The following is a 13,605-nucleotide window of genomic DNA, read 5'->3' on the forward strand; positions in this document are numbered from 1 at the left end:
CTCCTGATCAGGCAATGGCGCCGTTATCGCGCAGTATGGCCAGGCGCGCGCGGTCATAGCCGGGCAGCGTACCCAACACTGCGTCCGTGTGTTCTCCTACATCAGGCGGGGTGCCATATTGACGATCGTTTGCTGCCGACAGTTTGATGGGATTGCCGGGCATGGATAGCATCTCTCCGGACTTCAGTGGCACCTCGACAACCATATCCCGTGCCCGCACCTGCGCGTCGTTCAATGCCTGCTGGAAATTGTTCACCGGGCCGCATGGAATGCGCGCTGCCGACAGTTTTTCCAACCAATACGCGGTCGGGTGTTCACGCAGTTCGTCGCCGACGATAGCGTCGATCTGCGTTTTGGCAGCAAACCGGCCTGGCTGCAGATCGTATGCCGGTTTACGCAACGCAGGCAGATCGATGCATTCCAGAAACCGTTTCCAAAAGGCATCACCGATGCACGCAACGATGATGTAGCCGTCCGCAGTGGGATAGCTGTTATAGGGCACATGCACAAAATGGCTATTGCCTATGCCTGCGGGCACGATGCCGGACATCAGATGCATGGTCGCCATATAGTTCAGCAACGAAATCTGTGCGTCGAGCATGGACACATCGACATGTTGGCCACGGCCGGTGCGTTCGCGTTCGGCCAAGGCGGCCAATACGCCCATGGCACCGAACACGCCTCCTCCCAAGTCGCCTATCGGAATGCCGCTGCGCGTAGGCCCTTGTTCAGGCGTGCCGGTAATGGACATGCCTCCACCCATGGCTTGTACGACCTGGTCAAAAGCCGGGCGCTGCGTGTCGGGCCCCGTACTGCCAAAACCCGTCACCGAGCAGGTGATGATGCGCGGGTTGACCCCCGATAGTGAGGCGTAGTCGATACCCAGTCGTTTCGTCACGCCAACGCTGAAATTGTCGAACACCACGTCCGCGCTGCGTACCAGGTCTTTGAATACCGCGAGACCGGTTTCGCTTTTCAGGTCGATGCACACGCTTTGTTTGTTGCGGTTCAGCGTGAGGAAATACGCGCCCATGCCGTCACGCGAGTAATCGGGATCATGTTCCAGCAAACGGCGGGTGCCTTCACCACTGCCCGGGGGTTCGACCTTGATGGTGCGCGCACCCAGGTCGGCGAGCAGCATCGTGCCGTAGGGCCCCGACAGCATATGAGTCAAATCCAGCACGGTAATGTGTTCAAGCGCCAAAGCGAGCCTCCTGTCCATAGGCGTTTCGTGAGAACCATGCTTTACGCAAAGCCTGTGCCAGTTTTATTGTTTTCATAACTCATTGATTTTTATGTGAATTATTTTTATTGATTCAGTTTGTGTGTTCTATGAGACATAATTGAGACATCAAAATGTCCCGCTGAAACAAGCGCGCCTCTATGAGCTACGCAGACCTGACGACACGTGCCGACCTGCCTCGCCTGTGTTTTCTGAGCTACCGGCAAATCCGGGAATTCGCCATGCCGGTTGTGGCCGAGTACACCGGCCGTGCCCATATCGAAGTCGTAGACGGCACCTTTGGCGGTGCGCTGGACATTGCGCGCGACCGGCTGAGCCGCGGGCTGGTCGATGCCTTCGTGAGCGCGGGTTCCAATGCCAGTATCCTGCGTGCCGGTTTGCAGGCCCCCGTCGCTACGATCCAACTAGGAGGCTTCGATATTCTGCAGGCCTTGATCAAGGCCAGGCGCATTGCCAACAGAGTTGGTGTTGTGATGTACGGGCGCACCATTCCCGAATTGGATGCAGTCAAAGACCTGTTGAACATCGAAATCGTGCAGCACGCTTATCAGACGCCTGATGATGCCCGCCAACGTTTCGAACAACTGAGGCGTGATAATTTTCAGGTCATCGTGGGGTCCAGCCTGGTCGTCGAACTGGCCGAGCAGGCGGGGCTGCATGGGCTGCTGGCATATTCCCTTGCCAGCGTGCGCAAGGGCTTCGAAGACGCCATCGAGTTGGCACGCGTCGCGCGCCTGGAGGCGGGGCGTTACGAACAGCTCAACGGCGTACTGCACAGCCTGCAGGATGCTGTGCTGGCGGTCGATCGGGACCATCGCATCATTGCTGTCAACCCGCCGATGCAACGCTTGTTGGCAGTCAACGACGAGGACGTGACGGGGCAGCCGCTAGACCAGTTGCGGCCCGAACTGACCCTGCGCACGACATTGGACACAGGTCAGCAAGAGAGCGCGGGCCTGCAACGCTTTGGCGGTCGTGATTGGATCGTCAATCGCACGGCCATCCGCGAACGTGGCGCGATTGTCGGCGCGGCGCTGACGCTCTACGACGCGGGCCGCATCCACGAGGCAGACACGAGCCTGCGCGTGCAGCAACGCCGCCGGCAAAATACGGCGAAATACCGATTCGACGAGCTGATCGGCCAAAGCCCTGGCTTTCTGCGTGCGGTACAGGCGGCTCGCCGTTATGCGCAAACCGACCTGACCGTCTTGATCGCAGGCGAGAGCGGCGTCGGCAAAGAGCTATTCGCCCAGGCCATACACAACGACAGCCGCCGCGCCGATCGGCCTTTCATCGCGGTGAACTGCGCGTCGTTTGCCGAGTCATTGCTGGAAAGCGAACTCTTCGGATACGAGGAGGGCGCCTTTACCGGATCGAGGCGTGGCGGTAAACGTGGTTTGTTCGAGGCTGCGCACACAGGGACAATTTTCCTGGACGAGATCGGCGATATGCCGCTGCCTCTGCAAAGTCGCCTATTACGCGTGCTGCAAGAGCGCGAAATTACCCGCGTCGGTGCGACGGCTGCTATTCCCGTCGATGTACGCATCATCGTCGCCACGCATCAGCCGTTGCGCGACATGATCGAACAGAGGCGTTTCCGGCAAGACCTGTATTACCGCATCAATACTCTGCGTCTCGAAGTGCCGGCGCTACGCGAGCGCCCCGATGATATTGGACCGTTGCTGCACACCTTGGTTGCTCGGTGCCTGTCCCGACTGGGCGCAATGCCAACGGGCGACATTGTTGAACTCGTTGCACCATGGTTGCCGCGGTTAAGGCAATATCCCTGGCCTGGCAACGTCCGGGAACTGGAAAACATGAGCGAGCGTATGGCCGTATTCCTCTCGCAATACGACGGCCCTGAGGACATTGATTACGATGCCTTGCGGCATGATTGCCCAGAACTCTTTGAGGGTACCCAGACCTTGGCGAATGACGCGGGCCACGGGTCTTTGCGAGCGCGTGCCGTGCAGGCGCTCGAGGCGTGCGGCGGCCGGCGCCAACAAGCCGCACGCCGCCTGGGCATCAGCCGTTCTACCTTGTGGCGCTGGATGAATGAGGATTGACGCTCACGCGTTGAAATCGCCAGATGTCCTGTCGATACCAATCAGTGCGCCATTTTGGGCGCGGCCATCAACGTGAACCCCTGTGCGGGTAGACGTATCGAGATCAACGAGGCCAGCAGCAGAATGGCACCCGCGCTGCCAAAGGCCACCCAATGTGTGCCAAAGGTCTCGTAGCCCCAACCGCCCAGCCACGAACTGATCATCGCACCGACCTGATGGCCCAGATAGGCGCAGCCGTACAGGACCCCCACAATACGAACGCCATAGATATCGGCCAGAATCGCCGACGACATCGCAATGCTGCCAGCCCAGACAATGCCACCGATGGCTGCTGCCAGATAGAGTTCCCAGTGTGTACCTACCACCATGAGGGCAAAGAAACCCAGGCCGCGTATCAAATAAATCGTCGCCAGAATATGGCGTCGCGGCAAGCTATCCGATATCCGGCCCAGCACCAGCGTGCTGAATATCGCCACCAGTCCAATCAATCCGATCCCCAGCGAGCTCGTCATGGCGTCAAAACCATGATCCATCAGCATAGGCATGCCGTGGGTGCCCAGCAGGTTCATGCTGAAGCCACAGGCAAAGAGTCCCAGTGTGATCTGCCAGAACGGTTGCGTGCGCGTTGCTTCGCGAAAGCTCAGGCTTTCAGGGATGCTGGTGCGGCGGCTGCTTGATTTACGGGCGATCTGCTCGGGCGTCAGATCTGTGTGTTCGGGCGCCTGATCGCGAATGACGAACAGGGCCAGCGGAACGGTGATGGCTGTGAACACCACTGCAAAGCCCAGCAGCGTGGTCTGCCAATGGGTAGACTCAATAGCGAAAGTCAGCACGGGCGTCATGATCGCGATCCCGGCCATGGATCCGGTAGACAAAAAGAACAACGCCATGCCGCGCCGACGGGTAAACCAGCGTGTCAGTACAGGCGTCAGCGCGACGGGACTCGTAAAGCCCAATCCGATTGACAACAGCACGCCAAAGGATAAAAAGAAACTGGCTGCGCTGTGGGCGTTGACGGACCAGATACTCGAGATGACCACAATTGCCGTGCCCAGCAACAGAACAAAGCGCGTGCCATGCCGGGCGACCAGCAAGCCAGCCACCGGCATGGCTAACCCATAGCACAACATGCCGATGGCGACGATGCCCGATAAAAGGCTGCGGCTGAACCCCAGGTCGCGGGCGATAGGCAGAAAAAAAGGGCCTACGCCCATGCGCATGCCCACCGTCAGCAAGGTCAGCAGGGTGGCCGCCGCCACAATGTTCCACCCAAAGTACCAGTTGCCACTCCGTGTCCCAGCCACTGCCTTCTCCGTATCCTGTTGCGGGCTGCCTCTAGATCGGGCGCCCTGGACGGGAATTGTCGGACATTTTGGGAAAATGCGCTTGGCGCTGTACGGCTATCGAACTTTGCGTGAATGCGCTGCCGGCTGTCCGGCAAGCCCAGGCTTTATTCTTCAGGGGGCGTGAGATCGCGCCATTGGGCTTCGGTCATGCGAGGCAGTTCCACCAGTTTGTTCTGAATGCTGTACCAGCCGCCGCCGTGCATTCTGCCCACCAGATCCAGGCGGGGCGTGTCGATATGGCAGCGCTCTGCGTCCAGCACGGCATCATCACGAATATGCATGGCCAGAATATCAGCCACAATGATGCGCCGATGGGCAGAGACGTCCAGATGCTGCTGCACGCGGCATTCCATGGCGACCGGACTGGCCGCAATGCGAGGGGGCGCCACCTTGCTCGAGGCGGCGATTTCCAGGCCGGCTGCTTGCAGTTCGTCCACGCCAGGCGCGAAATCGATTGCCGTGACGTTCATCTGCGCCATCAGCTCCGACGACACCATATTGATCACGAACCCGGCGCCGATGTGCAGATTAGTGACGGTGTCCTTGTGCGTGCCTTCCGGCCGTGTGCCTATGCCGATACACACCACAGGCGGCTCGCCCGACATGGCGCCAAAAAATGAGAACGGGGCCGCGTTATTGCGCCCTTGCTCATCCTGGCTCACGATCCATGCGATCGGACGCGGCACGATCGTCGCCGTCATCAGTTTGTAGGCGTTATTTCCTTTCAGTGCAGAGATATCGAAATACATGGTCTGGCTTCGTAGGTGTTGGCGGGACGTACCGCGTGCAAGACCCGTAAATGATGCGGGCCTCGTCAGCGATACGGTATTCACCTCATTATGGCACCAGCGACAGACCGATACGGAACTGGGATTCGTTGCGCTGGTTATAGCCCAACAAGGTTTCGCCGTAGCCGTTGAAGTATTGCAGGTGCAGATAGCCGTTCATATTCAGCCACGTCCGTTTCAGCGGCCAGGCAAAATCCAGCTGGGTCGTGCGGTGACGGCTCGCGCCCTGGCGATACATCGCGGATATCACTGCGCCGTTGTCTTGCGCCCAACGCAGATTCCAGTCTACGTGTCCCGCATAGTCGCTATAGTCGGCGTTCTCGTCCTCTACCGCAAAATAGGCCTTGATCCTGGGCGCGAAAGTCAGCGTGCTGCCGCTGTCGAAACGGTAGTTGATCGCCGGTTGGACATAGAAATCGTTCAACGAGCGCGAGTCTTCGCCGTCCTTGCCGTTGGACATGTGTTCGACACCAGTATTCAGGCCCAGGCGCCAATTCTGGTTGCTGGAGTTCCACATATTGTCGTTCAGCCAGAACACGCTGGGATTGAACGTGGTGTCGATGAAGGGCATGGAATCGCCTTCCAGATCCCATAGCGAGCGTTGCGTATAGCCGATGTAGAAGTTCTCTCCGAACGTCGGCGCGCGGCCGCTGGGCGGATTGAACAGGCGATATTTGGCACTGATCTGAAAGCGCGCCGTCGTCCCGCCACGGGTACCGACATCGAAATAAATCGGCTCGTACTCCGAGAGCGCGCCACGGAACGCATCGAATGCGGATGGTTTGTTCTCCACTCGCGCCAGTGCAGCCTGGTCAGGTGCCGGGCCCGCATCGGGTTGTGCGCCAGCAGCCGAGACGGCAGCTGCTGGTACCGGCTGGCCCGTGCCTGCATCGACCACCGGGCTGTTTGCCGGCGTGCTGGCCAGCGTACCCGATTCCCGGCCCGAGACGTCCAACGCCATCATGGCGGGTTCGCCCTCGATGGACAGCGCCTGCAGGCCTCGAGACTGTTGCGGCACCACCGTCGTCCACGACATGCGTGCAAAATTGTTGACCGGGATGTTCATTGCCGCCTGCGGGCTGGCCAGTGTTGCTATGCTGCGCACGATATTGCCGTCCGTTCCCCGCCACTGTACGACCAGTTGGGTGGGGGGACGCCAGTGCGTCGCCGCTGTACCGTCATTGAAGAGGACAGCTTGAATCTGTACCGTTTCGCCCGGCGCCGCCGATGGCCGCTCCAGTTGGTATGTAATCCCGGCTACCGCAGGCATCGCCGTGGCGAGCATCGCGGTTAAAACCAGGGGGCGCAACGCGCCAGAAAACGAGGAAACCGTATCCGAAAGCATAATCAGGCAGAGATAAGACGACGAGGCAATGTAGCATCGTCACGTTTCGGCGCCAGGATGCTACTGCAACGGCATGTAAAATTTAATGATTGTGTCGTATGTCTAAGGGTATCAGGCGCAGATCGCGGGATATTTTCACCGATTCCGATGAGTTTTACATTCTGCGGACTCAGGCCGGTCGCCGCGAGACGGTACAATTGCCGCGCGTTATCATACGCACTGCCTCGATACCCGCCCTTAGCTCAGTTGGATAGAGCACTCGCCTTCTAAGCGAGCGGTCACACGTTCGAATCGTGTAGGGCGGGCCAGATTCATCTGGCCTGACATATCCGCCGACAGCATTGCTGCGCACCAGGCAACACCATGCGTCCTTTCGCATGGCTACCGCCTCAATAGCGCCCGCCCTACGATCTCCTCGCAGTATCAACGTACGTGATCGGTGGATTGGGCCAGGGCCTCCTCGTCGATCACATCCCATTGAAAATGACGAGGATCGATCTCATGTCTCACAACACCGAAAGCAAAGAACCCTCATCCCGCCGCAATATTCTGATCGGCGGTGCGACCGCCATGGGGACCTTATTGGCGGCGGGTATGTCCCAGTCTGCCGTGGCCAAGACGAGTTCCGCACCTGGGGCGGCGCAGGGCCGCGCGGCCGTATCCAGCTCGACCATCGTGACCAAGGACGGCACCCAGCTCTACTACAAGGATTGGGGCGACGGCCAGCCTATCGTTTTCAGCCACGGATGGCCGCTGAATTCCGATAGCTGGGAATCGCAGATGCTGTTCCTGTCTGAGCTGGGATACCGCACCGTCGCGCACGACCGGCGCGGGCATGGCCGTTCCAGTCAGCCGTGGAATGGCAACGACATGAATACCTATGCCGATGATCTCGCGACGGTCATCGAAACCCTGGATCTGAAAAACGCCATCCTGGTCGGATTTTCTACCGGTGGCGGCGAGGTCGCCCGTTATATCGGCCGTCATGGCACCAAGCGTGTTGCAAAGGTCGTCCTGGTATCGGCTGTGACGCCTTTTATGCTGAAAACGCCCAGCAATCCGAGTGGAACGCCTATCGAGGTCTTTGACGGCGTTCGTGCTGCTCAACTCGCCAACCGGTCACAACTGTATCGTGACTTTCCGGTGCAGTTCTATGGATTCAATCGCCCGGGGGCGAAGGTCTCGCAAGCGCTGGTCGATCTGTGGTGGATGCAAGGCATGCTGGGTGGACACAAGAACACCTATGACTCGATCAAGGCGTTCTCAGAGACCGACATGAGGGAAGACCTCAAGAAATTCGACGTACCGACATTGGTCATTCACGGCGACGATGATCAAATCGTACCGATCGACGCCGCGGGCAGGGCATCTGCGAAACTGATCAAGAATGCCAAATTGATTGAGTATCCGGGCGCGCCTCACGGGTTGACTGATACGCACAAAGATAAATTCAATGCGGATCTGCTGGCGTTTATTCGTAGTTAAGCTGTTCGAAGTGGTCTCGCCGTTCTTGCAACGCTTTCATCACCCGGCAATGCTTCTCGAATAGCGCAGAGGCATGGCCGCGAAGGCGTTCAATACGTACGGATGGTGCCATGAAAAAACGAGCCGCTATCATCAGTCTCGATGATAGCGGCTCGGGAGCCTGCAGTGCGAGTTCGGGATCAGCCCTTCAGCGAGACCAGCACTTCATCCAGCATTTTTTTGGCATCGCCAAACAACATGCGGTTGTTTTCTTTGTAGAACAACGGATTGTCCACACCCGCATATCCCGATGCCATCGACCGTTTCATCACGATCGAGGTCTTGGCTTTCCAGACCTCGAGCACCGGCATGCCGGCAATGGGGCTGGTGGGGTCTTCGGCGGCGCTGGGGTTGACGATGTCGTTGGCGCCGATGACGATGGCGACGTCCGTATCGGGGAAATCTTCGTTGATTTCATCCATCTCCATCACGATGTCATAGGGCACCTTCGCCTCGGCCAGCAGCACATTCATGTGGCCTGGCATACGGCCTGCCACCGGGTGAATCGCAAAGCGGACGTCCACGCCTTTTTCGCGCAGCGTCTTGGTGATCTCGTACACCGTGTGCTGAGCCTGGGCCACCGCCATACCGTAACCCGGCACAATGATGACGCTTTTGGCATCGCGCAGCATCTCGGAGGTCTCGGCGGCGCTGACGGGCACGACTTCGCCTTGCGGTTCTGCTGTATCGCTTTTCTTGGCGGGCGTACCGCTGCCCGAGCCAAAACCGCCCGCAATGACGCTGATGAAGTTGCGGTTCATGGCCGTGCACATGATGTACGACAGAATTGCGCCTGAGGATCCAACCAATGCGCCCGTTACGATCAGCAGATCGTTGCTCAGCATGAATCCGGTGGCGGCCGCCGCCCAGCCGGAGTAGCTGTTGAGCATGGAGACGACGACGGGCATATCCGCGCCACCGATCGCCATGACCATATGTATGCCGAACAGCAGGGCAATCACCGTCATCACGATCAACGGCAGCATGCCGGCATTGACGTCAGGCGCCGCCAGAAACTCGCGGCCGAACCAGATCACGACCAGCAGGGCAATCAGGTTGAGCCAGTGGCGCGCAGGCAGCAGCAGTGGCTTGCCACCGATGCGGCCTGCCAGTTTGCCAAACGCGATCAGCGAGCCCGAGAACGTGACCGCACCGATCAGAATACCGATGTAGATTTCCACCTCGTGGATGATTTTCTCCGCACCTTCGTATTTCATGGTGGGGTCGATATAGCTGGCAAATCCGACAATGCAGGCCGCCAGACCCACCAGACTATGCATGAGCGCCACCAGCTCAGGCATCTGGGTCATTTTGACGACCTTGGCGGCATAAAGACCGATGCCGCCGCCGACGACCAGCGCAATGACAATCCATGCGATGCCCGAAGAACTGACGCTGGGGCCGAACACGGTCGCCAATACGGCCAGCGCCATGCCTATCATGCCGAACAGATTGCCGCGACGTGAAGTTTCAGGATTCGAAAGGCCACTCAAACTCAAGATAAAGAGAATGGCGGCACCGAGATAGGCCACCGTGGCGAGACTTTGGGACATGATGATGTCTTTCCTTTATTTATTTTTCTTATTTACGGAACATGGCGAGCATGCGACGGGTGACGGCAAAGCCGCCAAACATATTGACCGCCGTGAGCACGAGCGCAGCAAAGGCCAGCCAGTGAATCAGCGCGTCGGGCCTATCGTTCAGGCCCGCCGTCGGCGGCGCAATCTGCACTAGCGCGCCGATGGCAATGATGCTGGAAATGGCGTTGGTCACGCTCATCAGCGGTGTGTGCAGTGCCGGGGTCACATTCCACACCACCATGTATCCGATGAAGCACGCCAGTACGAATACCGTAAAGTGCCCCAGGAAGGCTGCCGGCGCATAGGCGCCGATGAACCAGAAGGCCACTGCGGCGACGGCAAAAATGATCGCCAGTGTTTTGGCTGGCAATGGACCGCTGCTCCCATGGCCATGGGCACTTTTCTTTTCGGCAACAGGGGCTGCCGGTTTTGCAGCGGCGGCAGGAGGCGTCGCAGGCTTGAGCGGCGGAGCGGGCCAGGTAATGGCGCCGTCCTTGATGACCGTCAGGCCCCGGATCGCATCGTCCTCCATATTGATCACGGCATGCCCGTCCTTGGCCTTGCACAGTTCCTCGGTCAGGCGCAGCAGGTTGGTGGCGTACAGCGTGGACGACTGTTTGGCCAGGCGCGAGGCCAGGTCGGTGTAGCCGATGATCGTGACGCCATGGCGCACGACGGCTTCGCCGGGTACGGTCAGCTCGCAATTGCCGCCTTGCTCTGCAGCCATGTCGACGATGACGCTGCCCGGCTTCATCGATTGCACCATTTCGGCGGTGATGAGCTTGGGTGCCGGCTTGCCGGGGATCAGGGCCGTGGTGATGATGATGTCCGCGTCTTTTGCTTGCTGCGCGTACATCTGGCGCTGTGCGGCCTGAAAGCCTTCGCTCATGACCTTGGCATAGCCGCCACCGCCGCTGCCTTCTTCTTCGTAATCGACCTTGACGAATTCGCCGCCCAGGGATTTGACCTGATCGGCGACTTCGGCGCGGGTATCGTTGGCGCGTACGATGGCGCCCAGGCTGGCCGCCGTCCCGATGGCCGCCAGGCCTGCCACGCCGGCGCCCGCGATGAAGACTTTGGCGGGCGGTACTTTGCCTGCCGCGGTGATCTGTCCGTTGAAATAGCGCCCGAATGCATTGGCCGCCTCGATGACGGCCCGATAGCCACTGACGCCGGCCGTGGACGTGAGGGCATCCATTTTCTGGGCGCGCGACAGCGTGCGCGGCAGGCAGTCGATGGCCAGCACGGTGGCTTTTTTCGCGGCGAGTTGCTGCATCAGGTCCGGGTTTTGGGCGGGCCAGATGAAACCAATCAGGATCCCGCCTTCGCGCATCAGGGAGACTTCTTCGGTGCTGGGCGGACGTGTTTTGAGGACGATGTCGGATTCTGCCCAGAGTGCCGCAGCGCCCTGGACGATTTCTGCACCGGCAGCCGAATAGGACTCATCGCTGAAGTTGGCCGCTTCGCCGGCGCCCGCCTCGACTGCCACCTGGAAACCCAGTTTGACGAGCTTTTCTACCACCTCGGGTACCGTGGCGACGCGCTTTTCGCCAGGAAATATCTCGCGGGGTACGCCGATTCGCTGCGGCGATGAGATGGGGTCTGACTGCATCAAATGCCTCCCTTTTTATGGATACGGTTTCTTGCTTTCCGTATTCATATCATGGATCTGCTGAATAGGGGGCTTCGACCTATAGTTCGCAGGGGCATAATGGCCCTCAAGCAGAGTAAGTCAGGTTACGCGCCGCGATGGTCCGTAAATCCGTCGTCCGGGCCTCAATGGTTCGTGTGCCCCTTCGATGGGGGCTACTTTGATGAGGGGGCGCGAGGACGATAATTTCGGCTATTGGCGATCAATGAACACTGCACTGGTTTGACGGCCTCGACACTCAATCCGCCCATGAGCAAAAGTAGTACCGCCAATAATCGTTTTATGCTCAGACGGGGTAAGCGGCCGGTGGGATGGCTGGCGGGATACGGTCGTTTCATCGCGTTGCTCCTGAACGGTTACGTGTCGGTTATATCGACTCAGGAAAAACGCTGTGTGTCGTACTGTATGTGGCGCGGCAGCGTATACAGACGCTTTAAAAAATACCGTACGTATTACAAATACGGCGAAGCCAGCCAGATAATCTTGTTGCGCAGCCGCTTGATAAATGGCTGTCCATAGAGGTCGTCGAGAGTGACTTGCCGGGCACCTGCGATGTACGCGTCCACGCGATTGCCGATCCACTGTGCCAGGTTGTGATCGTAGACTTCCGTGTCGAGTTCGAAATTCAGCCGCAGGCTGCGCGGGTCCATGTTCGACGAACCGATATACGACCAGGCGCCGTCGACTGTCATCAGCTTGGAATGATCGAACGAGCCCGATGAGCGCCATACACGGCATCCCGTGCGGATGATCTGGTCCAGCTGGGCTGTCATGGCATAGTTGACCAAGCGCAGGTTGTTGCGCCCCGGAATCACGACATCTACGGTAATGCCGCGCCGTGCCGCGGTTGCCAGCGCCAGGATCAGCGGTTGATCAGGCAGGAAATAAGGCGATTGAATGCGGATGTGGTGCTGTGCGACGGCGAGGGCGCCCAACAGCATATTGCGCGTGCTGACGACGGCGCGATCGGGGCCGGAAGGAACACAGCGCAGCGGTACCGTGCCGGCCGGCGTCGAGGCCGGGGCAGGAAACCACGGCTCACCTTCAAGCATCTCCTGGGTAGTGAAAGTCCAGTCGTGTGCAAACACCGACATGAGTTGCGTGACGACCGGACCCGCCAATTGAAAGTGGACGTCTTTGTTGGTTTGATCACCGGATAAGGCGGTGACAAATGCCGCGCGCACATTCATGCCGCCGGTAAAGCCCAGGTTGCCGTCGACAACCAGAATTTTGCGGTGGCTGCGCAGATTGGCATACGGCATGCGCAGCACGCCCAGCGGGTTGGTCATGAACAGCGCGGCGCGCACGCCCGCGCGGTGCAGCATGCGCACGATGGGCGGACGGGAATACTTGCTGCCGATCGCGTCGATCAGGACGCGGACCTGCACACCGCGCTCGTGCGCCTCGATCAGCGCTTGCGCCATTTCCCGGCCGATCGCGTCGCTGTCAAAAATATAGCTCTGCATGGCGATGCAATGACGCGCCTGGCGGATGGCCTGCATCATGGCAGGGTAAGCTTCGTCGCCTCCGGAGAGCGGCGTGACGGAATTGTTGCCTACGACCGGGAAATGGCTGATCTGGTCACCGAGTGTCCTGAGCGACGCAAATTGGCTGGCCGAGTAGGGCACCACATCGTCGATGGGGGTCTGCTCGTAGCTGGCGTAGGGCAATGGCGTTTCGTCACGCTGCTGTGAAACGCGCGTGTGACGGATGCGGTTTACCCCGGCGACAAAATAAAACAGAGCACCAAACAGAGGAGAAAACAGGGCCACCCCGACCCACCCAATTGCCGCCCGGACATCCTGTTTGGTCATGGCGGCATGGACGGCCGCACCCGTGCCGGCCACTACGCTGATGCCGAATACTAAATGGGGCCAGTATTCATGTAAAAGGTCGTCGAAGCGATCCATATGCAGCTCTGAATAACTCTCGCGGGAGGGTCATGCCTGATATACGGCAGGTGCGTCAGGATACCAAGTTGTAGCCGTTAGCTCGCATTTCGTCGTGGGGGAGCAACAAGTGGACTTCGACGCCGCGTTTGCAAATGAGCCTTTTCGTTTTT

Annotated in this window: 9 protein-coding genes and 1 tRNA gene; 3 read left to right on the forward strand and 7 right to left on the reverse strand. The window is 59.1% G+C overall.

Going from position 1 to position 13,605, the window contains the following annotated elements; all coding sequences use genetic code 11:
• Positions 1-7: 7 nt before the first annotated feature.
• Positions 8-1,204, reverse strand: a complete 1,197-nt coding sequence (locus ACYVIT_RS09270; RefSeq protein ID WP_415807926.1) for a CaiB/BaiF CoA transferase family protein — start codon at positions 1,202-1,204, stop codon at positions 8-10.
• A gap of 179 nt (positions 1,205-1,383) precedes the next feature.
• On the opposite strand from ACYVIT_RS09270, the gene prpR reads away from it, so the two are divergent.
• Positions 1,384-3,309 carry a propionate catabolism operon regulatory protein PrpR gene (gene prpR, locus ACYVIT_RS09275; RefSeq protein WP_460478185.1) on the forward strand — a complete coding sequence of 642 codons (1,926 nt, stop codon included), beginning with the start codon at positions 1,384-1,386 and terminating at the stop codon, positions 3,307-3,309.
• 41 nt (positions 3,310-3,350) lie between these two features.
• Here prpR and ACYVIT_RS09280 read toward each other — a convergent pair whose 3' ends face one another.
• From ACYVIT_RS09280 to ACYVIT_RS09290, 3 genes are all read right to left on the reverse strand, one after another.
• Complete coding sequence (locus ACYVIT_RS09280) at positions 3,351-4,613, reverse strand: MFS transporter (RefSeq protein WP_415807888.1); 1,263 nt, start codon at positions 4,611-4,613, stop codon at positions 3,351-3,353.
• Positions 4,614-4,759: 146 nt separating this feature from the next.
• Positions 4,760-5,404 carry a flavin reductase family protein gene (locus ACYVIT_RS09285; RefSeq protein ID WP_415807889.1) on the reverse strand — a complete coding sequence of 215 codons (645 nt, stop codon included), beginning with the start codon at positions 5,402-5,404 and terminating at the stop codon, positions 4,760-4,762.
• Positions 5,405-5,492: 88 nt separating this feature from the next.
• Positions 5,493-6,728, reverse strand: coding sequence for a phospholipase A (locus ACYVIT_RS09290; RefSeq protein WP_415807890.1), 1,236 nt, complete (start codon positions 6,726-6,728; stop codon positions 5,493-5,495).
• A 291-nt stretch (positions 6,729-7,019) separates the two neighbouring features.
• Here ACYVIT_RS09290 and ACYVIT_RS09295 point away from each other — a divergent pair.
• Both ACYVIT_RS09295 and ACYVIT_RS09300 read left to right on the forward strand, forming a co-directional pair.
• A tRNA-Arg gene (locus ACYVIT_RS09295) sits at positions 7,020-7,096 on the forward strand.
• A gap of 193 nt (positions 7,097-7,289) precedes the next feature.
• Positions 7,290-8,273, forward strand: a complete 984-nt coding sequence (locus tag ACYVIT_RS09300) for an alpha/beta fold hydrolase (protein WP_415807891.1) — start codon at positions 7,290-7,292, stop codon at positions 8,271-8,273.
• Between the two features lie 179 nt (positions 8,274-8,452).
• Here ACYVIT_RS09300 and pntB read toward each other — a convergent pair whose 3' ends face one another.
• The 3 genes from pntB to ACYVIT_RS09315 all read right to left on the reverse strand — a co-directional run bounded on the left by pntB (position 8,453) and on the right by ACYVIT_RS09315 (position 13,453).
• Positions 8,453-9,865: a Re/Si-specific NAD(P)(+) transhydrogenase subunit beta gene (pntB, locus tag ACYVIT_RS09305; protein ID WP_415807892.1), complete on the reverse strand. Its 1,413-nt coding sequence runs from the start codon at positions 9,863-9,865 to the stop codon at positions 8,453-8,455.
• A gap of 28 nt (positions 9,866-9,893) precedes the next feature.
• The gene (locus ACYVIT_RS09310) at positions 9,894-11,504 is read right to left on the reverse strand and encodes a Re/Si-specific NAD(P)(+) transhydrogenase subunit alpha (protein WP_415807893.1); all 1,611 of its coding nucleotides are present in this window, start codon (positions 11,502-11,504) and stop codon (positions 9,894-9,896) included.
• A gap of 491 nt (positions 11,505-11,995) precedes the next feature.
• Complete coding sequence (locus ACYVIT_RS09315) at positions 11,996-13,453, reverse strand: phospholipase D-like domain-containing protein (RefSeq protein WP_415807894.1); 1,458 nt, start codon at positions 13,451-13,453, stop codon at positions 11,996-11,998.
• Positions 13,454-13,605: the final 152 nt, after the last annotated feature.

It is taken from the genome of Bordetella muralis (genome assembly GCF_054781015.1).